The organism is Nitrobacter sp. (assembly GCF_051535215.1).
Lineage (GTDB): Bacteria > Pseudomonadota > Alphaproteobacteria > Rhizobiales > Xanthobacteraceae > Nitrobacter.
Window position 1 is genome coordinate 506319 of record NZ_JBPPLY010000001.1, and the last position, 23477, is coordinate 529795.

Here is a 23477-nt window from a genome sequence, read left to right on the forward strand (position 1 = left end):
GTGCTGGCCGATGTCTCGCGCTGACCGATATCCGCAAGACCTGACCCTTGGCCGCCGTTGCGGCGGAATTATGCGATGCCCGACAAGCTGCTCTGATATCCGACTCGCGACGGAGTATGTCATGAGAATATGTCATGCCGCATCGTGGCGGGCGTGGGGCGCGGGCTCGCATATTGCGGTTACCGTGGCGGATGCCGCTCGCACTGGCTAATCAGGCCTATTCGCCATATAAAGCGGAGAAGGACGCCGGAAATGGATCCCCGGAGATGGGCGCGCTCGCAAACCACGCTTTCAGCAAGATGAACGGCATCGGCAATGAGATCGTCGTGGTCGATCTGCGCGACAGTGCCGCCACGGTGACGGCAGAGGAGGCACGCGCGATCGCCTCGCCGGCCGGCGTTTACTATGATCAGTTGATGGTCCTGCAGCCCCCGCGGACGCCACGCACGGAGGCCTTCGTTCGAATCTACAATAACGATGGTTCGGAAGCGAGCGCCTGCGGCAACGGCATGCGCTGCGTGGCGCGGCAGGTGTTCGAGGCCACCGGCAAGACTGTGCTGACTTTTGAGACCCGCGCCGGGCTGTTGAATTGCTGGCGAGGTCCCGCGCGCGGTTTCTACACCGTCGACATGGGACCACCAAAGTTCGATTGGCGGGATATCCCGCTCGCCGAGGAATTCCGCGACACCCGCTATATCGAATTGCAGGTCGGGCCGATCGATGCGCCGGTGCTGCATTCGCCGTCGGTCGTCAGCATGGGCAATCCGCACGCGATCTTCTGGGTCGACGACGTGAATGCTTATGACCTTGAACGCCTCGGGCCGCTATTGGAGAATCATCCGATCTTTCCCGAGCGCGCCAACATCACGCTGGCGCATATCGTCGACCGCGATCACATTGTGATGCGGACCTGGGAGCGCGGCGTGGGCCTGACCAAGGCCTGCGGTTCGGCGGCCTGCGCGACGGCCGTGGCAGCGGCACGGCTCAAACGGACCAACCGCACGGTCGAGATGCTGCTGCCCGGCGGCGGTCTGACCATCGAGTGGTGCGAGCACGGTGATCATGTGATGATGACTGGTCCGGCCGTGTTCGAATATGCCGGCAGGTTCGATCCCGCATTGTTCACATCTGTCGCGTGATGCCGGTCGATGTCGTCACCTTCGGCTGCCGGCTCAATGCCTCCGAATCCGAAATCATCCGCCGCAACGCGAGCGTCGCCGGGCTCGACGATGTCGTCATCATCAACAGTTGCGCCGTCACCAACGAGGCGGTGGCGCAGGCGCGGCAATCGATCCGCAGGCTGAAGCGCGAACGGCCATCGGCACGCATCGTCGTCACCGGCTGCGCGGCGCAGATCCAGCCGACGATGTTCGCAGAGATGGCCGAAGTCGATCGCGTGATCGGCAACGACGACAAGATGCGGGACAACGCCTGGCGCGATGCGCGAACCGCATTTTCGGCGGCGGCCGGTTTCGGGATCGCCAACGAAGAAAAGGTTGCGGTCGCCGACATCATGGCGGTGAGGGAGATGGCGCCGCATCTCGTGGAGGGCTTTCAGGGCGGCCTGCCCCGCGCCTTCGTGCAGGTGCAGAACGGATGCGATCATCGCTGCACCTTCTGCGTCATTCCTTTCGGGCGCGGCAATTCGCGCTCGGTGCCGATGGGCGCGGTGGTCGATCAGGTGCGAGCGCTCACTGAGGCGGGCCATGCGGAAATCGTGCTGACCGGCGTCGATCTCACGAGCTACGGAGCCGATCTGCCCGGCGCGCCTCGGCTGGGCGGGCTGGTCAAGCGGATCCTCCGGCACGTGCCGGAAATGAGGCGGCTGCGAATCTCGTCGATCGATTCGATCGAGGCGGACCGGGACCTGCTCGATGCCGTCGCCAACGAGGAGCGGCTGATGCCGCATCTGCATCTGTCGCTGCAATCCGGCGACGACATGATCCTGAAGCGGATGAAGCGGCGGCATTTGCGCCGCGACGCCATCGACTTCTGCAAGCAGGTGCGGCGGCTGAGGCCGGGCATCGCTATCGGCGCTGACATCATTGCCGGTTTCCCCACTGAGACCGAGGAGATGTTCGAGCAATCGCTGAACCTCGTCACGGACTGCGATCTCACCTTTGTTCATGTGTTTCCCTACTCGCCGCGTCCGGGGACGCCGGCGGCGCGGATGCCACAGGTCTCGGGCGAGGCGATCAGGGATCGTGCAAGGCGGCTGCGCGCAGCGGCCGAGGCGGCGCTATTGCGGCGGCTGGCCGCGGAGGTTGGGGCGACACGTCAGGTACTGATCGAAAGTGCCACCCAGGGCCGCACCGAGCATTTTATCCCGGTCGCAGTTGCGGGAGAAACGCCCGGCGCGGTGCGAACGTTCATGGTGGCAGACCACGATGGCGCTCGACTGCGGCCCGCGGTTAGCTGCGCGCGGGGTTGATTTGGCGCTCATCGACAGGCGCGTCCGACGGTTTTGCCGCGGCGAGGATGCGCGTCGCGGAAGACGGATGCTGGCGACCAGCCTTTCGTCATCATGAATACCGGACTCCGCCCAGCCTGAGTCCGTTAACGATCGTCCCGGGTTTTACCTGCGGAGACGGAACCAGACTGGCGCGGGGTGATTGACGTGGGGCATCCTTGGGGCGGGAGGGTGCGGTTTCCAAACGGTAAAAGCCGGCCAATGGTGCGAACGGCAATATTCTTCTGACTTTCCGGGTAGGCACGTGGTTCGGCTGGGTTTCGTTATCGGGTTCGTGGCGGTCATCGGGGTTCTTCTCTCCGGCCTTGCGGCCTGGCGCGCTCATGATCAGGAATTGACGATCGACAGGATCGCGCTGTCGCGCGCGATCGACGTTCATGCCAGCCTGGTGCAGGAGCGCTTGATCGAGCGAGAACTGCTGGCGCGGGTCGCCTCGGGATTGTTCGGATCACCCGCCGCCGTGCGGGCCAACATGCTTCACCCGTTGAGGGCCTCGATCTATGCCTTCAAGACTGATTTCGTCGTCGCCACCTGGGTTGCACGTCTTCAGCCGGATGAGTTGGCGCAGGCCGAGGCGGCGATGGCGTCGGCCGGATTTCCAAATCCGCACATCCGCAGTTTCGACGACACGGCGCGCGATCTGCGCTCGCTCGACGAGCCGATCGACGTGGTGATGGACGTCGAACCGAAAAACGCTGAAACGAGCGCATTCGTCGGCCGCTCGCTCGACGAGCATCCCATCCTGGGGCCGATGCTCGATCGTGCGATGCAGACGAAAACGTCGGTGGTGTCGGATCCGGTCAATCTGCTGCGGCCCGACGGGCCGATTGGCCTCGTTATCGCGACGCCGGTCTTCCCGGACGGGAACGAGAAGGCGGCCGGCTTTATTACGTTTTCCTATCGGCTTGCGTCGCTGATGCTGACAAACGATGAGTTGTCGCTGTTCTCCGTCGTCCTGAAAAATCCGCGAAACCCGGCGTCCGAATGGATCGCCGATGACAGCGGCAACGTCACCTCACGTCTCAGACAGGCGGCTGATCCCGTTCCGCTGGTACTGCGGACGGTGACGTTCGGCGGGCGGGACTGGTCGCTTGCCTATTACCCGAAGACCAATGCGGTTCTTCGCGCGCAAAGACTTGCCGCGGTGGTGGCCGCGATCGGCCTGGCGCTGACGAGCATCATTTGTGGTTTGTTCGGGTACGTCGCTTACAACAACCTGCGGCTGAGCCGGGAAATTCAGGTCCGGATCAGTTTTGAGCGGCGATTGACTGCGGTGATCGACGAACTCAATCATCGGGTCAAGAATATCCTTGCGGTGATCCAGTCGATCGTCACACGCACGCTGCGGCACGGCTCCGATATCGAAGTCGCCCGGGAACTGCTGATCGGCCGGATCCATGCCATGTCCAACGTGGTCTCGCTGCTCAGCGAGAGTCAGTGGCAGGGCGTCAAACTGAGGGGGTTGTTCGAGGCGCGAGCCATCCCCAACGCCGAGCGCATCGCGGTCGACGGTCCTGACATCATCGTGAGCGCGCGTGCGGCTCAAAGCCTTTCATTGCTGTTCTTCGAACTTGCCTCCCACTCCGACGAAGGTCTCTCTCTGGTCGGCAAGCATCCGCATGTGGTCGCGCATTGGTCGGTGGAAGGCGATGGCGGCGAATCGATGTTTCGTTTTCGGTGGGAGGAATTCAACACCAGCGCCGCGACCCGCCGCGAGGACAGCGATTTCGGCATCATCCTGCTGGACCGCGTTGCGCCGGAGGCGCTTGGCGGCGTGTCCAAGCGGTATTTTACCGAGGTCAGTTATGTCTATGAACTCGCCGCTCCCATGGAGACCGTCGTCGACATGACCGAGAGAGGTCGGACGCTGCAGATATCCGCGCCGATCAAGTCAGCAACACCATCCAGCCGTTAATTTAAGCAAGAGGCGCAGCCGCGAGGAGTTGCAGCGGTCCTGATCGCGGACTACCGGCCGCTGCCGATCACGGCCCGAACGGTATCGTCCGGGCCAAAATCCTCTGCGCCCTCGACATAGAGCAGCGCGCTCAGCTTCGACCGCGCGCGATTGACACGGCTCTTGATGGTGCCGACTGCGCATCCGCAGATCTTCGCGGCATCCTCATAGGAGAAGCCCGAAGCACCTACCAGGATCAAGGCTTCACGCTGATCCTGCGGCAACTTGTCGAGCGCCGCGCGGAATTCCTCGAATTCCAGATGGGCATTCTGGCTCGGCTGCGATTTCAGCGTTTTCGCATAGCTGCCATCGGAATCCTCGACCTCACGCCGGCGCTTGCGGTAGTCGGAGCGGAACAGGTTGCGCAAGATCGTGAACAGCCACGCCGGCAGGTTCGATCCCGGCTGAAATGAATCGATATTGGCGAGCGCACGAAGCAGGGTTTCCTGCACGAGGTCATCGGCACGATCGCCGTTTCCGCTCAGCGAAATCGCGAACGCGCGCAAGTTCGGCACCGATGCCAAAATATCTTCGCGAAGTGAATCGGTGAGAGGCATTAGTCCCTCCCGCTATTTTTTGCGTCGAAATCGCCCGTGGGATTTATTTGGGGGTGACTTGGTCCCGATCCATCGAGCTTTCGGATTAATTCCGCAAACCGGTCCGGGACGCCCTGCCTCACGACGTCGTCATACATCGCGCGAAGCTGATGCCCGATTCTGGACTGAATCTCGGCGTTTAGGCCGCCCTTGCCGGGTGATGGCTTTGAATCTTTCATGATCTTGTTTATTCCCAACGTTTCAAAGTATTGAAAAATCGAGAATTCCCCGTTTGTTAGGCCGTCTTTGCGGAACTCGTGCGGGCTAATGCAAAGCGCGGGGTAAAGTTCCTACAGAGGGGAACTTTTGTCATGGTAAAGCGTAAATAACGTAGCGGCCGAACGGGCATCCGCCGCCTTGCGCCATGCATCGCCCAATAAAGATAAAGATGCTGATCCCCCTGTGTTGGGGTCTTAATCTCAAAGGATGGACGGGATGTTTCGATCACAGGTTGTTGCCGAGCATTTGCCGCTCTTGCGACGTTACGCCCGCGCCCTGACGGGAAATCAGGCGTCGGGAGATGCCTATGTCGGAGCCATGCTGGAGGCGCTGCTTCAGGATCCAACCGTGCTCGACGAGCGGCATGGACCGCGGGCCGGTTTGTTTCGGCTGTTCACGCAGATCTGGAATTCGGTTTCCCTCAATGGCGGTATCGACGAGGTGCCCGTCCTGGCTCCGACGGAGCGGCGGTTGACGAACATCACGCCTCTGCCGCGTCAGGCGTTCCTGCTGCTGTCGCTGGAAGGTTTTTCCGAGGAGGAAGCGGCGTTCGTCCTGGAGACCAGCGTGGCCGAAGTTCGCAGGCTGAGCGATGTTGCGGGCCGCGAAATGGCGGCGGAAATCGCCACCGACGTCCTGATTATCGAGGATGAGACTTTCATCGCGATGGATCTGGAAAGTCTTATCAAGAATCTCGGACACCGTGTGATAGGTGTCGCGCGAACTCATGGCGACGCGATCGCCTTGGCCAAGACCCGGAAACCCGGTCTTATTCTGGCTGATATCCAGCTCGCTGACGGCAGTTCCGGCCTGGATGCCGTGAACGAGCTTCTGCGCGTCGTCGAAGTACCTGTCGTCTTCATTACGGCCTATCCCGAACGCTTCCTGACTGGTGAGAGGCCCGAGCCGGCGTTCCTCATTTCGAAGCCGTTTCAGCCGGCCATGGTTTCGGCGGTCGCCAGTCAGGCGCTGTTCTTCCATCGAAACTCTCGTAATCGGGAACCCCGCGCCGCTGCATCCTGACTCACACGGCGGCCCTGGCGGCTGCCGCGCGACACGATCCGACGGACCAGACTCCAAATTCGTGCCGGGTCTGCGGTTAGGTCGTTCGGTCGTGGTAAAAAGAAACGGACGCGGCTGGCATCACCATCAGCCGCGTCCTCGTCGCCGGTCGGGCGGGGCAGGGGGAGGATGACCGGCTGTCCGGACAACGCAAGGACCTCGCGAAGCGTTCCCTCGCCCTCTTTTTCACTTCGCCTCTCTTTTTCCACTCCGCCAATGAACGATGTCTTGCGAACTGCGTTATTGCTGCGCGGTTCTGACCCGCACTCGTGACGCGCGGCGACATGCCAGCGAGAGGACCCAGCGAGAGGACAACGGGCGAGGCAACGATGTTTCAGGTATCCACGGGCGTTCTTGGTGCGCTGGCTGTCATGGTGCCTCTCGGTGCGATGCATCTTCCCTTAGGGCCGGATCACCTTACGCAGGCGGACGCTGCGGCGGTGGTCAATCGCACCGCCAAGTCCGATCGGGGTTCTGTTAGACCGAGCGCGGTGGAAGGTCGGACCGTTTCCATTCGGCTTGAGAGCTTGCCCGACGCGTCGATTGTGATCCAGATTCCTGGACCTGACAGCATGGCCAGCGATCGCGGCATAAGCCCGCGGGCCCGTCGCGCACCGGCATCGCAGGCCAGGCGGACGATCGCGTGCGAGCCGGTTGTCAGCGTTTTGACGGATGTCGCGAAACAGCTTCAGCCCGGCCGCTGCGTCACCTGACATTCTCACGGTTTGTATCGCCCGTCAGGTATCGGCCCCGGTTTCGTCCCGGTCGCGCCGGCCTGCGAGCAACCCCAACGCCAGCCCTCCGATGGCCAGGATCGGAATCAGCTTTTTAATGCCGACCGTGCGGGCCAATTGAAGTCCCGCCGCCACGACCATGGGATCAGCAAGAAAGTTCTGCGCTGTCGCTCTGGTTTTTTGGGCCGCTCTTTTTTTCATGGCATTTCGCCGGATCGCATAGATTGCGACGGCGATCACCGCGATCAGGAAAAAGATAGCCGCGCCCGCAAGGCAAGCCTCGATCAAGCCGTAGTTCTGAAGCACGAAGACAAACGCCGCAGCACACAAAAATACCATTGTGATGGAGCCTGCGACGACCGCTACAGCGGCGACGGAGGCGAGCCGCACAGTGTTGCCCGCGCTTTCCTTGAGATCATCGATCGCCCGCTGAAACATTCAAACGCCTCGCCCCGGCTTGAAAATCGATTGGTGAAATGATTGGCAGAATCAGAGCAGCGGCGACAGAACTCGCCGCGGCCCCACCAAACGGAAATCAACGGCGTCTCATCGACGCCAGGTCACGCCGATCAGAAAACCCAGCCCGATCGCAAGTCCGACCGTTGCGAGAGGACGCTGCTGGATGGCTTCCTCGAGCGTGTCCTCGACGGAGGTTACGGCAGTCTGTGCCGCGTCGAGCGCCGCGTTGCCGCGCTCCGTCACATCGGAGAGGACGGAGTCGACATTGGCTCTGGCCTGCTTGTAGCCACGGCGAGCCTGCTTCTTGGCGGAGCCTGTCAACGCGCCGAGCGCATCGGAGACCTGGTCTGCCAGGGCGGAGATATCGTTTTTCACGGCGGACAAATCCTTCTCAAGGCGGTCGTATGTTGCTTTATCGGTCAAGTTCTTCATCGCTTCCTCGTCATCGCTCGCCATCCAACGCTCCTGAAAACTGCTGGGATATGAGCAACCAACGTGCCGTCACGGCTTAAGTTCCTCGACCGCCTGACCTGCCCGTCGGGCAGTTTTGGTGAGTCCGTCTCTGTTCGATGATGCCTGATGATGAGGGGTAGGTTCGGGAGCTGCGGGGAATCCGCATTTGATTTATGTAAGAGCGTTTCCGAACGAAGCATGTCCTCGAGCTCACAGGGATATCGGGTTACCCGAAGAAAACACGTCAAAACAACGCCCTGAGCTTTCGGCTGAATCAGAAGCGGAAAGGCTCCGGCTGGCGCGTCCGCCCGCCCCGCGTCGTGCTTTCGGTGGAACTTTCAGGCTTTGTCTGGATTGCCTCGCGCGCCAATATCGCGAGGGCGCTTTCTCCGTCCTGAATCTTGCGATCAATTGTGGAGGAGGCAACAATGCTGATCAGCGTCCTGATCACGTTCTTCATCGTTGTTCTTGTGCTGTACTTCATCAGCGTGGCGCCGCTGGACGTCCGCGGCAAGCAGATCGCCAGCGTAACCGTTATCGTGCTCGGTGTAGCCTCAGCGTTGAAATATCTTCCGATATTCTGAGACCCGCGCCGCCCGCCTTGGATGAGCACGATTTCCCTCGGCGCTTACGCCGGGGATATTCGTCTCGATCGCGCCGATCGCAGGTCAACCGTCAGCCGTCGTCTTTCCTTGCGCCTTAACTCTAGCCTTGGCCTCCCGCCTGCGCCCGGTCAGGATGTACTCTGTGTAGCCGTTCGGTTGTTCGCGGCCCTTGAATACCAGATCGCACGCCGCCTGGAAGGCGAGCCCGTCGAATTCCGGCGCCATCGGCTTGTAGAGGGGATCGCCGGCGTTCTGCCCGTCGACGACGGCGGCCATGCGCTTAAGTGATTCCATCACTTCATTCTGGGTGACGACGCCCTGATGCAGCCAGTTCGCCAGATGCTGGCTGGAGATGCGCAGCGTGGCGCGATCCTCCATTAGTCCGATGTCATGGATGTCGGGCACCTTTGAACAGCCGACGCCCTGATCGATCCAGCGCACGACATAGCCGAGAATGCCCTGGCAGTTGTTGTCGATCTCCTGCCTCACATCGTCGGGTGCCCAATTCGACTGCGACACCGGAATGGTGAGGATGTCGGCAAGCTCTGCGCGCCGGCCGCCGGCTTTTAGCTCCTGCTGGCGTTTCAGCACATCGACCTGATGATAGTGCAGCGCGTGGAGTGTCGCCGCGGTAGGCGATGGCACCCATGCAGTGGTGGCGCCGGCCTGGGGATGGCCGATCTTCTGCGCCAGCATGTCGGCCATCCTGTCGGGCGCGGCCCACATCCCCTTGCCGATCTGGGCGTGGCCTGGCAGGCCATCGATCAGGCCGATGTCGACGTTCCAGTCTTCGTACGCCTGCATCCAGGGCTGCGCCTTCATCTCACCCTTGCGGATCATCGGTCCTGCTTCCATCGAGGTATGAATCTCGTCGCCGGTGCGGTCGAGGAAGCCGGTGTTGATGAAGCAGACGCGTTTCGCGGCCGCCTGAACGCAAGCCTTGAGATTGACGGTAGTGCGGCGTTCCTCGTCCATGACGCCGACCTTGAGCGTATTCTCCGGCAATTCAAGCATTGTCTCGACCCGGGCGAGCAACTCGCAGGTCAGCGCGACCTCGTCAGGTCCGTGCATCTTCGGCTTGACGATATAGGCCGAGCCGGTTCGGCTGTTCTTCGTCTTCGAGGCGTCGCTGAAATCGTGGATCGCGAGCAGGCCGGACACCGCCGCGTCGAGCATGCCTTCCGGAATGTCGGTGCCGTTCTCGTCGAGCACGGCGTCGGTAAACATGTGATGGCCGACGTTGCGAATGAGAAGCAGGCTGCGGCCGTGCAGCCTTAGCTCGCCGCCGTCAGGCGCCGTATAGAGGCGGTCGGCGTTGAGCGCGCGGATGATGGTTTTGCCGCGCTTCTCGAAAGTGTCGGTGAGCGTGCCGTTCATCAGACCGAGGACGTTGCGATAGACCAGAACCTTGTCCTCGGCATCGACAGCAGCGACGCTGTCCTCCATGTCGAGGATGGTGCTGATGGCAGCCTCGAGGATCACGTCGGCGATCCCCGCGGCGTCGTCCTTGCCGATGGCGTGACTGCGATCGATTTGGATTTCGATGTGCAGGCCGTGGTTGACCAGGAGGATTGCGGACGGCGCGCTCGCATCGCCTTGATAGCCGGCGAACTGTGTTTCCGTCTTGAGGCCCGTGGCATTGCCGCTCTTGAGTTTGGCCGACAGATGCCCTGAGATGACGCTGTAGGCAGTCACGTCGCTGTGGCTGCCGACAGCTAGCGGCGCGGCCTGGTTGAGGAACGCCTTTGCCCTCGCGATCACCTTGTCGCCGCGCGCCTTGTCGTAACCTCTGGCCTCGTCGGCCTCATGCGGAATGGCGTCGGTGCCGTACAATGCGTCGTAAAGGCTTCCCCAGCGCGCGTTGGCGGCGTTCAGCGCGTAACGCGCGTTAGTCAGCGGCACCACCAGTTGCGGTCCGCAGATCTTTCCGATCTCCTCATCGACATCAGCGGTTTCGACCGCATGAGTCTCCGGTTCGGGCTGCAGATAGCCGATCTCTTTCAGAAACGCGGCATAGGCTTCCATGTCGAATGGCCAGCTCTTGTTGGCGCGGTGCCATTCGTCGATCTTCGCCTGTAGAGTGTCGCGTATCGCCAGCAATTCGCGGTTTTTCGGTCCAAGATCGCGCACGATGGCGGCGAGTCCGGCCCAGAAGGCATCCGGCGAAATGCCGGTCCCGGGCGTGGCCTCGTTGGCGATAAAATTGAACAGGACCGGCGCGATTTTCAGTCCGTGAGCATCAATACGGGTCATGTCGGAGGTCTCACGAGAAACGGCAGGAAGGCGCTGTTTCAAGGCGGCTTGCCAAAAATTCGGCTGCTATCGACTTTGAGAGGATGATCCCGAAAAGTGGGAACCGGATATGATCATCCTCGATCAAGGATAAAGCTAGAATCTGATCCCCACGAAGTTGGATCGGACTCTAGCGCCAAAGCCGGCGTCGTGCGCCCCTACAAAAGGTGAATAATCCCGTTGAAAAAACAAAACGACCGCCGTGATACAGCTCGCGGCGGTCGTTCGTTCACGTTCAGCGCCTGCGGTATCCGCAGGCTCAGATGTTGGCGGCGACGTCGGTCAAGTCATCGAACAGGATGCCGGTGCTGATCAGCATCCGTTCGATCTCGCCAGCGGCCTCAGCCACCGTACGTGCGGATGTATCGATCGTCAGTTCAACCGTCTCCGGCGGCTGGTAGTCGCTGCCGATGCCGGTGAATCCGTGCAGCACGCCCGCGCGCGCCTTGGCGTAATGCCCCTTCGGGTCGCGGCTCTCGCAAACATCGGCCGGCGTTGCAACATAGACCTCGCGAAAAGCCGCATCGGCGATGCGCCGCGCCGCGGCGCGATCCTCGCGCGACGGGGAGACCGCCGCCACGATCGCAACATGGCCGTTGCGCGCGAGATGGGCGGCGACTTCCGCGAGCCGGCGGATGTTTTCAGTGCGGTCTTGAGGCGAGAAGCCGAGGTCGCCGTTCAGCCCCGCGCGCAGGGTGTCGCCGTCGAGCAGGATCGGCGAGCCCCCGTCGCCGAACAGTTTTCGCTCCAGCGCGCGCGCCAGCGTCGATTTGCCCGATCCGGGCAATCCCGTCAGCCACACCACGGCGCCGTTATGACGATAGCGCGCGGAGCGCTCCTCCGGACGCAGCGCCGATTCCACCGGCACGATGTCGACCGGCACCGCGCGCTGTCCTGCATCGACGCTGAGCACGAGACCGCCGCCGGCGATACGGCCGTTGACCTCGATCACGAGACGACCGGTGCGGGGATTGTCGACATAAGGATCGGCGGCGAGCGGCTGCGCCAGCGAGATGTCGATCTCGCCGACATGGTTGCGCGCGATCGCCTTGGCCTCGGCGCTCGCCAGTTCGCCGGGATCGACCGCCTTCTCGATGGCGACGACGACGGCGCGGGTTTCCTTGTTGCCGAGCCGCAGCAGAATGGATGCGCCGGCTGCGAGCGGCTGCTCGTGCAGCCAGAAAATGCGTGCGCGAATCCGCCGCGTGTCGCGCGGTGCCGACCCGACATGCGCGATGACGTCGCCGCGTTCGACGAACAGTTCGCGGTCCAGCGTGATGCCGACGGATCGTCCGGCACTTTGCGCCACGGCCGGGCTTGACGGCCAGCCTTCGACGCTGCGGATCTTGGCGATCTTGCCGGCCGGCATGATGACGATCTCATCGCCCGCGGCCAGGCCACCCGACTCGATGCGGCCGGCGACGATGCGCCGATCGTCGAACTTGTAGATCGCCTGCACCGGCAGGCGCAGCGACAGTTCGTCCAGCGGACGCGCCGGTTGCAAAGTATCGAGGGCTTCGACCACGGTCGGCCCGTTGTACCAGCCGATCTTCGCCGTCCGCTCGGCCACGCCGTCGCCGTCGCGGGCGGAAATGGGAATGACCGCCGTCGGTGCGATGCCGAGACCGGTCAGATGCGCCGAAATCTCGTCGCGTATCGCACCGAAGCGCTCTGCGCTGAAATCGACGCGATCCATCTTGTTGACGACGACCGCGACCTGTTTGACGCCGAGCAGATGCAGCAGATAGCCGTGCCGCCGGGTCTGGTCGCGCACGCCTTCGAGTGCATCGATGATCAGCACCGCGCCATCAGCCTGCGCCGCGCCGGTGATCATGTTGCGGAGGAATTCGGCGTGGCCGGGCGCGTCGATCAGCACCACATCGCGCGAACGGGTGCGGAAGCGGATTTGCGTGGTGTCGATGGTGATGCCCTGATCGCGCTCGGTCTGCAGCGCGTCCAGCAGGAACGACCATTCGAACGGCATGCCGCGCCGGGTGCTGACGGCTTTCAGCATCTCCAGCTTGCCGTCAGGCAGGCTGCCGGTCTCGTGCAACAGCCGGCCGACCAGCGTCGACTTGCCGTGATCGACGTGGCCGACGATGACGATGCGAACTTGTGGACGTGTCGTGCCGTTCGGCGTCGCGAGGACGGTGTTCGGTGCGATGGCGGGGGCGATCATATTCATCGGAAAACGCTCAACTCGATTCAGGTCAGAGATAGCCGGCGACCCGAAGCCGCTCGAACGCGTCTTCGGTTTCATGATCGAGCGCGCGACCGGCGCGTTCGGGAATTTTGCTGCCTTCGAGTTCGATCAGGATCTCGTCAATGGTTGACGCGGTCGAGGCGACCGGGAAGGTGATGTCGGCATCGCCGAGCGACCGATAGCGTTTGCCGTTCTTGGCCAGATAGAGCGGAATGATCGGGATGTTCTCACGCTTGGTGTAGGCCCAGATGTCGGCCTCGGTCCAATGCAGGATCGGATGGATGCGCAAGTGCGCGCCGGGCGGCGGCGATGCGTTGAACTGATCCCAGAATTCCGGCGGCTGATCGCGCACGTCCCATCCGCCCTCTGTGCCGCGCGGCGAAAACACCCGCTCCTTGGCGCGCGTCGCTTCCTCGTCGCGGCGGATGCCGGCGATCAGCCCGTCGAAGCCGTATTTGTTCAGCGCGAGTTTCAGTCCCTCGGTCTTGCGTGCTGCTGAACGCGCGGCTGGCGGCAGCGTCGGGTCGACCGCGTCGATCGGCGGGCAGTAGTCGACCTTGAGATCGAGATTCCACTCCTTGGAATAGCGTTCGCGGAACGCGTACATCTCGGGGAATTTCTTCTCGGTGTCGACATGCAGCGCCGGGAACGGCACGCGGCCAAAGAAGGCCTTGCGCGCCAGCCAGATCATCACGTTGGAATCCTTGCCGAGCGACCACAACAGCGCGAGCTTTTTCAAACGGGCGAAGGCTTCCCGAAAAATGTAGATGCTCTGCGCTTCCAGCGCATCGAGGTGGTCCATTCCAGGCTGCATGGCCTGCTCCTTGGCTTACATGCGCTTTGCTACATGTGCGGTCGACGGCGAAGCCGCTGATTGTCGACGTCAGCGGCCGCCAAAATTGCAGATTTTGGAGGCTGAGAAGATGCATCTCTTCCGTGCGGCATTTGGAAGTAGAAAATTCTATACTTTCGTAGCCGCATAGAAGAAATAATTTTCTGTTTGATGCGCTTGCAAGATACATAAATAGAAAATAATTTCAGTCAACCCTGCTGTTGGGGAAGAAGAAACATAGAATGAAATTCCTCCCGATCTTTCTCGATTCGCGCGCCGGTCCGATCCTTCTGGTTGGAGCGAGCGATCCGGTGCGCGCCCGGTTGCGCCTGTTACTGGCTGCGGAGGCCCGGGTTCGCTGGCATGCGACCGACGGCGACTTCGCGGTCGCCGGTCTCGATCCTGCCGCCGCATCGCGGATCGAGCGTGTAGACGACCCCGCAACGATCGGGCTGAACGAAATCATTGCGGTGTTCTGCGCGGACGCAGGCGAAATCGGCATTGCGGTGGCGGCGCGTGCGCGGGCGGCGGGTTTGCCCGTCAATGTAATGGACGATCCCGCGCATTCGAGTTTCATCGTTCCGGCGATCGTCGATCGCGGCGACGTCGTGGTGGCGGTCGGCACTGGCGGTGCATCGCCTGTGGTGGCGCGCCGCGTGCGCGAGCGCATCGAGGCGCTGTTGCCAGCGCGGATCGGCGATCTCGCCGCGCTGATCGGGCGCTGGCGCAAGCCGGTTCACGACCGCATTGCTCATGCGCCGTTGCGTCGCCGCTTCTGGGAACGCGTCGTCGATGGTCCGATCGGCGCTTTGGTTCTTGCTGGCCGCTCCGACGAGGCCGAAGGCGCGCTGACAGCGATTGCCGATCCATCCGTTTACGCGGGCGAACAGGCGTCGCGACAGAACGAAGGTCATGTCACGCTGGTCGGCGCCGGGCCGGGCGATCCGGATCTGCTCACTGTCAAGGCGTTGCGCGCGCTGCAGGACGCCGACATTGTCTTCTACGACGAACTGGTCTCGCCGGAAATCCTCGATCGCGCGCGCCGCGACGCCGCGCGGGTTCCGGTGGGCCGCCGCGTCGGCAAGCCCGGCATCGGCCAGGACGCGATCAACCGCCTGCTGATCGATGCGGCGAAGTCGGGGCAGCGCGCCGTCCGTCTCAAGGGCGGCGATCCCTTCGTTTTCGGGCGTGGCGGTGAAGAGGTCGAGGCCCTGCGCGAGGCCGGTGTAGCCTGTTCAGTGGTTCCAGGAATCACGGCCGCGCTCGGCGCTGCTGCTGAATCGGAAGTGCCGCTGACCTTCCGTCACGAGGCGCTGCGCGTCACCTTCCTCACCGCACACAAAGCGCGGGATGCAGAGAGTGTGGACTGGTCGGCGCTGACTGACAGAAAGATGACGGTGGTCGTCTACATGGGCATCACGGCGGCCGACGCAATTTGTTCCGGCCTGCTCGCGGCGGGCCGTTCTCCGGAAACGCCGGTCGGCGTGTTCGCGCGCGCCACCCGCCCCGATGCGAAAGCCGTCGTCGGCACACTGGATCGCCTGCCGGCACTGGTTCGCCGGATCGACGGTGGTCCCGCGATTCTCGTGATCGGCGACGTGGTCTCGCGCTCCGCGCCGTGGCGCAATTCAAACCTGAACCCACTGTCGCAGACATTCCAGATGGCCGCCGAATGACGTCTTCGCCCGACAACGAAAGTGCCGCGGCACACGCGGCGATACGGCCGGCGTCGACGGCAGCGCGGTCTGCGTTGTCGTCCGCATCGACGCTGAACGATTCGCTTGGCGGCGCTTCGCCCGCGGAGGTGATCGGGGCGGCGCTGCGCACGATCGGGCGCGACCGGTTGGCGCTGGTGTCGTCGTTCGGCACCGAATCAGCGGCGCTGTTGAAGGTGATGGCGGAGGTCGATCCGGCCATTCCCGTGATCTTCCTCGACACCGGCTGGCTGTTCGAGGAAACGCTCGCCTATCGCGACACCTTGATCGCCGCGCTCGGGTTGAAAGACGTTCGCTCCATTCAACCGTCCGAGGATGCGTTGAAGAGCGAGGACCCCGATCGCGAGTTGTGGTTCACCGATCCGGACGCCTGCTGCCGTATCCGGAAAGTGGCGCCGCTGGCGCGCGCGCTAACCTCCTTCGACGCCTGGATCAATGGCCGCAAGCGGTTTCAGGGTGGCTTGCGCGCCGACATTCCGGTGGTCGAGGATGACGGCGCGCGGCTGAAATTCAATCCGTTCGCGAACGCTTCGCGCGAAGACATTGAGGCGATCTATGCGTCGGCGAAGCTGCCGCCGCACCCGCTTGTCGCATCGGGATTCCTTTCCGTCGGATGCATGCCGTGCACCTCGCGCGCGACCACGGACGAGGGAGCGCGCGCCGGCCGCTGGCGCGGCAGAGCCAAGACGGAATGCGGCATCCACACGATGAAGACTTCGTAGTGGAATGACCCTGCGCCGCCGCAAACATTGAAATGTGGTTTCGTTGACTTGAAGCTGCCGTTTGACGAGTTTCATAGGTCCGCGGTGATGACCGCGAGCGGGCCTTATGGAGAGGAAAATGCTTCGTCGTAGCTTTATGGTCTTGGCGGGATTGATCTGGGCCGGCTCTGCATACGCGGCCGACGTCTCGCTGTTGAATGTCTCATACGATCCGACGCGCGAACTCTATGTCGATTTCAACAAGTCTTTCGCTGCGGCTTACCAGAAAGAAACCGGCAAGAGCGTCGAGATCAAGCAATCCCACGGCGGCTCCGGCAAGCAGGCGCGCTCGGTGATCGACGGCCTGCAGGCGGATGTCGTCACGCTGGCGCTAGCCTATGACATTGACGCCGTCGCCGAGCGCGGGTTTCTGGCCAAGGACTGGCAGAAGCGGCTGCCGCAGAACTCCTCGCCCTATACGTCGACGATCGTCTTTCTGGTGCGCACCGGCAATCCCAAGGGCATCAAGGACTGGGACGATCTGATCAAGCCCGGCGTAAGCGTCATTACGCCGAATCCGAAGACCTCCGGCGGCGCGCGGTGGAATTATCTGGCGGCGTGGGGATATGGGCTGAAGAAATTCGGTGGAGAGGACAAGGCAAGACAATTTGTCGCCGATATCTACAAGCACGTTCCGGTGCTTGATACCGGCGCGCGCGGCTCGACCGTCACTTTCGTCGAGCGCGGCGTCGGCGACGTGCTGCTCGCATGGGAGAACGAAGCCTTTCTCGCGCTCAAGGAATTCGGAAAGGACAAGTTCGAGATCGTTGTGCCGTCGGTCTCCATTCTTGCGGAACCGCCGGTTGCCGTTGTCGACAAAGTGGTGGACAAGAAGGGAACGCGCGCCGTTGCCGAAGCCTATCTGAAATACTGGTATACTTCGGATGCGCAGGATATAGCGGCGCGGAATTTCTATCGTCCGACCGATCCCGCCATCATCAAGAAGTATGCCGATGCCTTTCCCAAGGTTGAACTGTTCAAGATCGACGACGTGTTCGGCGGCTGGACCAAGGCGCAGAAGGTCCATTTCGGCGAAGGCGGCATCTTCGATCAGATCTACAAGAACTGATGCGACGGGTCGGAGCGGGGCAACGTGAAAGGAGGATCGGGACGACGACGGACTTTGCCGGGATTCGGCCTCACCATGGGGCTGACGCTCACCTGGCTCGCCATCATCGTTCTGCTTCCTCTCGCCGGACTGTTTCTCAAATCGTTCGAATTGAGCTTCGCCCAGTTCGTTGACATCGTTACCAGCCGGCGAACGCTGAACGCGTTGAAGATCTCATTCGGGCTCGCGTTTCTCGCCGCGCTGGTCAATCTGGTGATGGGCGGCATCATCGTCTGGGCGCTGGTCCGCTATCGCTTTCCGGGACGCCGCATCTTCGATGCGATCGTCGACGTGCCGTTCGCATTGCCGACCGCCGTTGCGGGGATCGCGCTGACGACGTTGTTCGCGCAGAACGGCTGGCTCGGCGCGCCGCTGGCCGAACTCGGCATCAAGGTGTCGTTCACGCCGCTCGGCATCTTCGTCGCGATGGTGTTTATCGGCATTCCCTTCGTGGTTCGCACCGTGCAGCCGGTGCTGATCGATCTCGATCCGGAGATCGAGGAAGCGGCCGCAAGTCTCGGCGCCAACCGCTGGCAGACGGTGTCCCGCGTCATTCTGCCGAGCCTTTTGCCCGCTCTGCTAACGGGCTTCGCGCTCGCATTCGCGCGCGCGGTCGGCGAATACGGTTCGGTGATCTTCATCGCCGGCAACCTGCCGAACGTGTCGGAGATCGCGCCGCTGCTGATCGTGATCCGGCTGTCCGAATTCCGCTATGCCGATGCGACGGCGATCGCCGTCGTGATGCTGGTGGTGGCGTTCCTGGTCATCTTCCTCGTCAACCGCATGCAACGCTGGGCGCAGCTACGCGTGCCGGCGCATTGAGAGGCGACCTCAATGCCTGAAACCGCGATCGCGGTGCCGCTCGAGCGGACCGATGCCCGCTCCGAACCGCGCTGGGTGCGCGGTTTGCTGATCGGCTTCACCATCCTGTTTCTCACGGTGTTCATCGTGCTGCCACTGGTGATCGTGTTCGCGGAAGCATTCGCCAGGGGGGCGCATGCCTATCTCGCCGCGCTTGCCGATCCTGAAGCCCTGTCGGCGATCAAGTTGACATTGATAGTTGCGGTGATTTCGGTCGGCCTCAACCTGGTGTTCGGGCTGATCGCGGCCTGGGCGATCGCCAAATTCGAATTCCCGGGAAAGACCCTCCTGATCTCGCTGGTCGATCTTCCGTTCTCGGTGAGCCCTGTCATCTCCGGTCTGGTGTTCGTGCTGTTGTTCGGCGCACAGGGCTTTCTCGGGCCCTGGTTGCAGGATCACGACATTCAGCTTCTGTTTGCGTTGCCCGGCATTGCGCTCGCAACCACTTTCGTGACGTTTCCATTCGTGTCGCGCGCATTGATCCCGCTGATGCAGGAGCAGGGGACGGCGGAGGAGGAAGCGGCGCTGTCGCTCGGCGCGTCAGGATTGCAGACCTTCTTCCGCGTCACGCTGCCGAACATCAAGTGGGGCCTGCTCTACGGTGTGCTGCTCTGCAACGCCCGCGCGATGGGTGAGTTCGGCGCTGTGTCCGTCGTCTCCGGTCACATCCGCGGCGAGACCAACACCATGCCGCTGGTGGTTGAAATCCTCTACAACGAATATCAATTCGTACCGGCGTTCGCGATCGCCTCGCTGCTGGCCCTGCTGGCGCTGGTCACCCTGGTGGTGAAGACTATTCTCGAACGGCATCTCGACGAAGGGCAACGACCGAGTGAGCATTGAAGTCCGCAATATCGTGAAAAAGTTCGGGGACTTCGCCGCGCTGGATCACGTCGATCTCACGGTGCCGCATGGCGAGCTGATGGCGCTGCTCGGACCGTCGGGGTCCGGCAAGACCACGCTGCTGCGCATCATCGCCGGGCTCGACTGGCCGGATTCCGGAGAGGTTGCCTTCGACGGCGAGAACGCGCTGTCGCGCGCACCCGGCGAGCGCAGCGTCGGCTTCGTGTTCCAGCACTACGCGTTGTTCCGTCACATGACGGTATTCGAAAACGTCGCTTTCGGTCTGCGCGTGCAGCCTCGTTCCGTTCGCAAGGACGAAGCCGCAATCCGCGCGCGCGTCAAGGAGCTGCTGGACCTGGTCCAGCTCGACTGGCTGTCCAGCCGCTATCCGAGCCAGCTTTCCGGCGGCCAGCGTCAGCGCATTGCGCTCGCGCGCGCGCTGGCGATCGAGCCGCGCGTTCTGCTGCTCGACGAGCCGTTCGGCGCGCTCGACGCCAAGGTGCGCAAGGAACTACGGACATGGCTGCGCTCGCTGCACGAGGAAATCAACGTCACCTCGATCTTCGTGACACACGATCAGGAAGAGGCGCTCGAAGTCGCCAACAGCGTGGTTGTGATGGACAAGGGACGCATCGAGCAGATCGGAACGCCGAGCGACGTCTATGACAATCCGCAGACGGCGTTCGTCCATGGCTTCATCGGTGAGTCCATCGTTCTGCCGGTGGAGGTTGACGACGGCCGGGTACGGCTCGGCGACACGCCGCTGAATATCGCCGCAGAGCGCGGCAATGCGGGACCCTCGAAACTGTTCGTGCGTCGCCACGACATGCAGATCAGCCCGCCGGGCTGGGGCGGCCTCGAAGGGACCGTGCGGCGGGTGCGGACCTTCGGCCCGATCCAGCGGGCCGACATCGCCGTGTCAGGTAGCCGTGGCGAAACCATCATTGAAATCGACGCTCCGCGCGACCGCGAGCTTCGCGACGGCGAGGTCGTCGGTTTGCAGCCGCGGCGCTATCGCATTTTTGCGGACGGTGCCTAGAAGCCGGCCAGTCTCAGGTTTTTTTTGACCCGTTTTCTCAATGCGAACCGGTGTCCATCCTCGGGTCAGTCCCGAGGACAGGCTTCGCCCGAAAAACGCTAGCGGGATCGTTCACCTTTCAGCCACGGTTGGTGTGCAACAACTCCGCCTGATTGGGGAATCAGTGGTCCGATTCTAACATTCGCTCCCGTTTCAGCGTGTCTTGTTGCGAATGTTCGAACCGAAGGACCGCTTGCAAATATCAGTTGGCGTGTCCTTTCGAATCCGAAGTTCGCTCCGGAGGGCGCAGCGTGGTGAGGCGAACTTCGGATTCAGGACACGAGAATGATCCGTATCTTTGCCGCGATTCTCGGCCTTATGACGCTGGCCGGATGCGCCGCCGTGGAAAATGCAGTTCCGGAACAGCCGGCATTCTATCTCGACATGGCCCATGGCGGAGCCAAGCTGGATCCCGTGGTGGCGGCGTCCATGATTTCCGGCTATCGCGCCAATAACGGCCTCGGTCCTGTCGCGGTCGACCCGGAATTGATGAAAGTCGCCGAAACACAGTCGATGGTGATGGCCAAGCGCAACAAGATGGACCACGACATCGCCGGCACGTTGCCCAGGCGGCTGGCGGCGGCGGGCTATCCGGCGAAACTGGCGGTCGAGAATATCGGCGCGGGCTATCACACCCTCGCCGAGGCGTTTTCGGGCTGGCGTGATTCGCCGCCTCACCGGGCGAACATGCTGAAGAACGGCGTCACAAAGCTGGGCATCGCCGCGACCTATGCGCCGGACAGCAAGTACAAGGTGTTCTGGACTCTCGTTCTTGCCTCCCCGGATGAGCGATAACCCTTGCGTGAAGGGAGCCGCCGTCGGCGGTGATTGACGCCAGCGTGAACCAGCGCCACGCTGCGGCCTCAAGCGACTCTCCTCGGGACAGGAGAAGGCTCCGGCAGGAGATAACGATGACGAATCTGAAAGGCAAAACCGCGGTCGTGACCGGTTCGACCAGCGGCATTGGCCTCGCCTACGCCCGCGCTTTCGCCGGTGCCGGCGCCAATGTCGTAATCAACGGATTCGGCGCGTCCGCCGACATCGAGAAGGAACGCTCCGCCATCGAAAGCGAGTTCGAGGTCGGCGCGGTCTATTCGCCGGCCGACATGACCAAGCCCGACGACATCGCGGGGATGATCGCGCTCGGCGAGGCGACCTTCGGCGCGGTCGATATCCTCGTCAACAATGCGGGCATCCAGTTCGTGTCGCCGATCGAGGAGTTTCCGCGCGAGAAATGGGACGCGATCATCGCGATCAACCTGTCTTCGGCGTTCCACACTATTCGCGCAGCCGTTCCCGGTATGAAGCGACGCGGCTGGGGCCGCATCATCAACACCGCCTCGGCGCATTCGCTGGTGGCCTCGCCTTTCAAGTCGGCCTATGTCGCCGCAAAGCACGGCATTGTCGGTCTCACCAAGACGGTGGCGCTGGAGCTTGCGGCTCACAAGATCACCTGCAACTGCATCAGCCCGGGCTATGTCTGGACACCGCTGGTCGAGAAGCAGATTCCCGACACCATGAAGGCGCGCGATATGACAAAAGAGCAGGTCGTCAACGACGTGCTGCTCGCGGCGCAGCCGACCAAGCAGTTCGTCACCGTGGAGCAGGTCGCCGCTCTGGCGCTTTATCTGTGCGGCGACGATGCCGCGCAGATCACCGGAAGCAATCTGTCGATCGACGGCGGCTGGACGGCGGCCTGACCGCGCTATCTCTTCTTCCCGAACGCCAGCACGTGCAGGCCCAGTCTGCGACGCACGATCCAGAACAGCAGCACCGTCTCGAACGCGAGCGACATCGAGGTTGCGGCGGCGGCGCCGTGGCCGCCGTAGCGCGGCACCAGTGCGAAGCACAGCACAACGTTCATGCCGAAGGCCAGCGCGTAAGCCGACGCGCAAGCGTGCTGATGGCCGAGCATGTTGAGCAGCCGCTCGACCGGACCGATGGCAGATCGGACCACGAGTCCGATCGCGGCGATAAACATGATGCTGTAGCCGGCGACGAATTGCGGTCCGAACAGCCACAGCATCGGCTTACCGAATGCAAGCAGCACCAGCGTCGCGGCGAGCGATGGCCAGAATGTCCACTTGATCGCATGCGTCACGTAGGCCGACAGCCGCTCCCTGTCGCCGGCCGCGTGATATTCGGTGAAGCGGTGAGCGGTCGTCGCCGACATCGCGTAGTGAATGAACGAGACCAGCGCCAGCGTCTTGACCACGGCGAAGTAGACGCCGACCTCCTCGGAGGAGCGGAACTGCTGCAGCACCAATACGTCGGTATACGACAACAGCAGGTAGAAACTTTCGACCAGAAGGATCGGCAGCGACACCGCGAGCCAGCCGCGGAAATCGTGCTGCTTCGGGCCTGCCGTGACGACGGTGCCGAGCCTGCGGTTGAGCACGATCATCTGTCCGATCATGGCGACCCATACCGCCGCCGTGCTGGCCAGCATGGCGATGGCGGCGCTGAGATGGAATCCGAGGGCGAAGGCACCGGCGGTGAAACCGATGATCAGCGATTGCCGCACGATGAATTGGGGCATCAGTCCGAGCCGCATCCAGTCGTGCGAACGCGCGATGCCGTCCTGGGTGTTGGCGACCACGAAGGCGGGAAGCGTCAGGCAGCCGATATAGAGCGGCACGACCGTCGCCGCGTCGATCCACGGCGACAGCATCCTCACAAGGCCGGCGAGCAGTAGCGAAATCAGCGCGGCGACGATGAACGTCATCCAGCGGCTGCCGCTCAGGAAGCCGCGCAGCCGCGCTTCGTCGCCGCTGGCGCGGTATTCCGGAATGATCTTCTGCGCCGAGGCCGAGATGCCGAAATCCATCATGCTGCCGAGCAGCAGCACCCAGGTCCAGACATAGACATAGACGCCATAGTCGGATCCACCCATCCAGCGCGCCAGAAGAATCTGCGCGAGATAGGCGAGCCCGGCGCTGATGACCCGGATGATGAAGATCGTGCCGGCGAGGCGCTTGGTCAGCGATGCCTCGTTTGATCCATTCAGCATCGCGCGCAACCGCCCGACCATGCCGGGCGATTGCCTCGCGGGTTCGGATGGAGTGTCCGTTACGGCCACGGCAAAATCCTCGTGAGGCGAAGCGCGCCACGATCCGGTTAGCAACGATTCGTTAAGATTCAGTTGGGCAGAGCACCCATAAGGCTTTCGGGCGAAGCATGCCCCTCAGGTTTGATCTGAGGATAGATTCCCGGTCCACGTGAAGAAGGTGCT

22 protein-coding genes are annotated in these 23477 nt (G+C 62.4%); 14 read left to right on the forward strand and 8 right to left on the reverse strand.

Annotated features, from left to right (window positions below; genetic code table 11):
• Positions 1-266 precede the first annotated feature (266 nt).
• The 3 genes from dapF to ACS3WB_RS02430 all read left to right on the forward strand — a co-directional run bounded on the left by dapF (position 267) and on the right by ACS3WB_RS02430 (position 4385).
• On the forward strand, positions 267-1139 hold the full coding sequence (gene dapF, locus ACS3WB_RS02420) for a diaminopimelate epimerase (RefSeq protein WP_438273958.1): 873 nt from the start codon (positions 267-269) through the stop codon (positions 1137-1139).
• Positions 1139-2431 (forward strand): tRNA (N(6)-L-threonylcarbamoyladenosine(37)-C(2))-methylthiotransferase MtaB, encoded by a 1293-nt coding sequence (gene mtaB / locus ACS3WB_RS02425; protein WP_438274026.1) that lies wholly within the window; start codon positions 1139-1141, stop codon positions 2429-2431. Before dapF ends, mtaB begins: the two co-directional genes overlap by 1 nt.
• 283 nt (positions 2432-2714) lie before the next feature.
• Positions 2715-4385 carry a CHASE domain-containing protein gene (locus tag ACS3WB_RS02430; RefSeq protein WP_438273959.1) on the forward strand — a complete coding sequence of 557 codons (1671 nt, stop codon included), beginning with the start codon at positions 2715-2717 and terminating at the stop codon, positions 4383-4385.
• A gap of 50 nt (positions 4386-4435) precedes the next feature.
• Here ACS3WB_RS02430 and ACS3WB_RS02435 read toward each other — a convergent pair whose 3' ends face one another.
• Together ACS3WB_RS02435 and ACS3WB_RS02440 are read right to left on the reverse strand one after the other, a co-directional pair.
• On the reverse strand, positions 4436-4981 hold the full coding sequence (locus ACS3WB_RS02435; RefSeq protein WP_438273960.1) for a sigma-70 family RNA polymerase sigma factor: 546 nt from the start codon (positions 4979-4981) through the stop codon (positions 4436-4438).
• The gene (locus ACS3WB_RS02440; protein ID WP_438274027.1) at positions 4981-5199 is read right to left on the reverse strand and encodes a NepR family anti-sigma factor; all 219 of its coding nucleotides are present in this window, start codon (positions 5197-5199) and stop codon (positions 4981-4983) included. The genes ACS3WB_RS02435 and ACS3WB_RS02440 overlap by 1 nt, the downstream gene beginning before the upstream one ends.
• A 256-nt stretch (positions 5200-5455) precedes the next feature.
• On the opposite strand from ACS3WB_RS02440, the gene ACS3WB_RS02445 reads away from it, so the two are divergent.
• Together ACS3WB_RS02445 and ACS3WB_RS02450 are read left to right on the forward strand one after the other, a co-directional pair.
• On the forward strand, positions 5456-6262 hold the full coding sequence (locus tag ACS3WB_RS02445; RefSeq protein WP_438273961.1) for a response regulator: 807 nt from the start codon (positions 5456-5458) through the stop codon (positions 6260-6262).
• Between the two features lie 368 nt (positions 6263-6630).
• Positions 6631-7014 (forward strand): hypothetical protein, encoded by a 384-nt coding sequence (locus tag ACS3WB_RS02450; protein ID WP_438273962.1) that lies wholly within the window; start codon positions 6631-6633, stop codon positions 7012-7014.
• Between the two features lie 24 nt (positions 7015-7038).
• Here ACS3WB_RS02450 and ACS3WB_RS02455 read toward each other — a convergent pair whose 3' ends face one another.
• Together ACS3WB_RS02455 and ACS3WB_RS02460 are read right to left on the reverse strand one after the other, a co-directional pair.
• Positions 7039-7473 (reverse strand): hypothetical protein, encoded by a 435-nt coding sequence (locus ACS3WB_RS02455; protein ID WP_438273963.1) that lies wholly within the window; start codon positions 7471-7473, stop codon positions 7039-7041.
• A 108-nt stretch (positions 7474-7581) separates the two neighbouring features.
• Positions 7582-7950, reverse strand: coding sequence for a DUF883 family protein (locus ACS3WB_RS02460; protein WP_438273964.1), 369 nt, complete (start codon positions 7948-7950; stop codon positions 7582-7584).
• A gap of 425 nt (positions 7951-8375) precedes the next feature.
• Here ACS3WB_RS02460 and ACS3WB_RS02465 point away from each other — a divergent pair, with 425 nt between their 5' ends.
• Positions 8376-8531, forward strand: coding sequence for a hypothetical protein (locus tag ACS3WB_RS02465; protein ID WP_438273965.1), 156 nt, complete (start codon positions 8376-8378; stop codon positions 8529-8531).
• A gap of 84 nt (positions 8532-8615) precedes the next feature.
• Here the strand turns inward: ACS3WB_RS02465 and ACS3WB_RS02470 are convergent, their stop codons facing one another.
• The 3 genes from ACS3WB_RS02470 to cysD all read right to left on the reverse strand — a co-directional run bounded on the left by ACS3WB_RS02470 (position 8616) and on the right by cysD (position 13861).
• A complete protein-coding gene (locus ACS3WB_RS02470; protein ID WP_438273966.1) occupies positions 8616-10805 on the reverse strand; it encodes a malate synthase G in 2190 nt (729 codons plus the stop codon).
• Positions 10806-11103: 298 nt separating this feature from the next.
• The gene (cysC, locus tag ACS3WB_RS02475; RefSeq protein WP_438273967.1) at positions 11104-13029 is read right to left on the reverse strand and encodes an adenylyl-sulfate kinase; all 1926 of its coding nucleotides are present in this window, start codon (positions 13027-13029) and stop codon (positions 11104-11106) included.
• 25 nt (positions 13030-13054) lie between these two features.
• Positions 13055-13861, reverse strand: a complete 807-nt coding sequence (gene cysD / locus ACS3WB_RS02480) for a sulfate adenylyltransferase subunit CysD (protein ID WP_438273968.1) — start codon at positions 13859-13861, stop codon at positions 13055-13057.
• Positions 13862-14121: 260 nt separating this feature from the next.
• On the opposite strand from cysD, the gene cysG reads away from it, so the two are divergent.
• The 8 genes from cysG (at position 14122) to ACS3WB_RS02520 (ending at position 21945) form a co-directional block, all read left to right on the forward strand.
• Positions 14122-15555, forward strand: coding sequence for a siroheme synthase CysG (gene cysG, locus ACS3WB_RS02485; protein ID WP_438273969.1), 1434 nt, complete (start codon positions 14122-14124; stop codon positions 15553-15555).
• Positions 15552-16316 carry a phosphoadenylyl-sulfate reductase gene (locus tag ACS3WB_RS02490; RefSeq protein WP_438273970.1) on the forward strand — a complete coding sequence of 255 codons (765 nt, stop codon included), beginning with the start codon at positions 15552-15554 and terminating at the stop codon, positions 16314-16316. Before cysG ends, ACS3WB_RS02490 begins: the two co-directional genes overlap by 4 nt.
• Before the next feature lie 118 nt (positions 16317-16434).
• Positions 16435-17424 (forward strand): sulfate ABC transporter substrate-binding protein, encoded by a 990-nt coding sequence (locus ACS3WB_RS02495; protein ID WP_438273971.1) that lies wholly within the window; start codon positions 16435-16437, stop codon positions 17422-17424.
• 24 nt (positions 17425-17448) lie between these two features.
• Entirely contained in the window at positions 17449-18285 is an 837-nt protein-coding gene (cysT, locus tag ACS3WB_RS02500; RefSeq protein WP_438273972.1) for a sulfate ABC transporter permease subunit CysT, read from the forward strand.
• 12 nt (positions 18286-18297) lie between these two features.
• Positions 18298-19167, forward strand: coding sequence for a sulfate ABC transporter permease subunit CysW (cysW, locus tag ACS3WB_RS02505; protein ID WP_438273973.1), 870 nt, complete (start codon positions 18298-18300; stop codon positions 19165-19167).
• Complete coding sequence (locus ACS3WB_RS02510; protein ID WP_438273974.1) at positions 19157-20206, forward strand: sulfate/molybdate ABC transporter ATP-binding protein; 1050 nt, start codon at positions 19157-19159, stop codon at positions 20204-20206. Before cysW ends, ACS3WB_RS02510 begins: the two co-directional genes overlap by 11 nt.
• 324 nt (positions 20207-20530) lie before the next feature.
• A complete protein-coding gene (locus ACS3WB_RS02515; protein ID WP_438273975.1) occupies positions 20531-21040 on the forward strand; it encodes a CAP domain-containing protein in 510 nt (169 codons plus the stop codon).
• Between the two features lie 116 nt (positions 21041-21156).
• Positions 21157-21945 carry a 3-hydroxybutyrate dehydrogenase gene (locus tag ACS3WB_RS02520; RefSeq protein WP_438273976.1) on the forward strand — a complete coding sequence of 263 codons (789 nt, stop codon included), beginning with the start codon at positions 21157-21159 and terminating at the stop codon, positions 21943-21945.
• A gap of 5 nt (positions 21946-21950) precedes the next feature.
• Here the strand turns inward: ACS3WB_RS02520 and ACS3WB_RS02525 are convergent, their stop codons facing one another.
• Positions 21951-23324, reverse strand: a complete 1374-nt coding sequence (locus ACS3WB_RS02525; protein WP_438273977.1) for a flippase — start codon at positions 23322-23324, stop codon at positions 21951-21953.
• Positions 23325-23477: the final 153 nt, after the last annotated feature.

Coding starts and splice junctions, on each gene's coding strand:
- dapF (WP_438273958.1), top strand. CDS start 267: ATGGGCGCGCTCGCAAACCACGCTTTCAGCAAGATGAACGGCATCGGC.
- mtaB (WP_438274026.1), top strand. CDS start 1,139: ATGCCGGTCGATGTCGTCACCTTCGGCTGCCGGCTCAATGCCTCCGAA.
- ACS3WB_RS02435 (WP_438273960.1), bottom strand. CDS start 4,981: ATGCCTCTCACCGATTCACTTCGCGAAGATATTTTGGCATCGGTGCCG.
- ACS3WB_RS02440 (WP_438274027.1), bottom strand. CDS start 5,199: ATGAAAGATTCAAAGCCATCACCCGGCAAGGGCGGCCTAAACGCCGAG.
- ACS3WB_RS02445 (WP_438273961.1), top strand. CDS start 5,456: ATGTTTCGATCACAGGTTGTTGCCGAGCATTTGCCGCTCTTGCGACGT.
- ACS3WB_RS02450 (WP_438273962.1), top strand. CDS start 6,631: ATGTTTCAGGTATCCACGGGCGTTCTTGGTGCGCTGGCTGTCATGGTG.
- ACS3WB_RS02455 (WP_438273963.1), bottom strand. CDS start 7,473: ATGTTTCAGCGGGCGATCGATGATCTCAAGGAAAGCGCGGGCAACACT.
- ACS3WB_RS02460 (WP_438273964.1), bottom strand. CDS start 7,950: ATGGCGAGCGATGACGAGGAAGCGATGAAGAACTTGACCGATAAAGCA.
- ACS3WB_RS02465 (WP_438273965.1), top strand. CDS start 8,376: ATGCTGATCAGCGTCCTGATCACGTTCTTCATCGTTGTTCTTGTGCTG.
- ACS3WB_RS02470 (WP_438273966.1), bottom strand. CDS start 10,805: ATGACCCGTATTGATGCTCACGGACTGAAAATCGCGCCGGTCCTGTTC.
- cysC (WP_438273967.1), bottom strand. CDS start 13,029: ATGAATATGATCGCCCCCGCCATCGCACCGAACACCGTCCTCGCGACG.
- cysD (WP_438273968.1), bottom strand. CDS start 13,861: ATGCAGCCTGGAATGGACCACCTCGATGCGCTGGAAGCGCAGAGCATC.
- cysG (WP_438273969.1), top strand. CDS start 14,122: ATGAAATTCCTCCCGATCTTTCTCGATTCGCGCGCCGGTCCGATCCTT.
- ACS3WB_RS02490 (WP_438273970.1), top strand. CDS start 15,552: ATGACGTCTTCGCCCGACAACGAAAGTGCCGCGGCACACGCGGCGATA.
- ACS3WB_RS02495 (WP_438273971.1), top strand. CDS start 16,435: ATGCTTCGTCGTAGCTTTATGGTCTTGGCGGGATTGATCTGGGCCGGC.
- cysW (WP_438273973.1), top strand. CDS start 18,298: ATGCCTGAAACCGCGATCGCGGTGCCGCTCGAGCGGACCGATGCCCGC.
- ACS3WB_RS02515 (WP_438273975.1), top strand. CDS start 20,531: ATGATCCGTATCTTTGCCGCGATTCTCGGCCTTATGACGCTGGCCGGA.
- ACS3WB_RS02520 (WP_438273976.1), top strand. CDS start 21,157: ATGACGAATCTGAAAGGCAAAACCGCGGTCGTGACCGGTTCGACCAGC.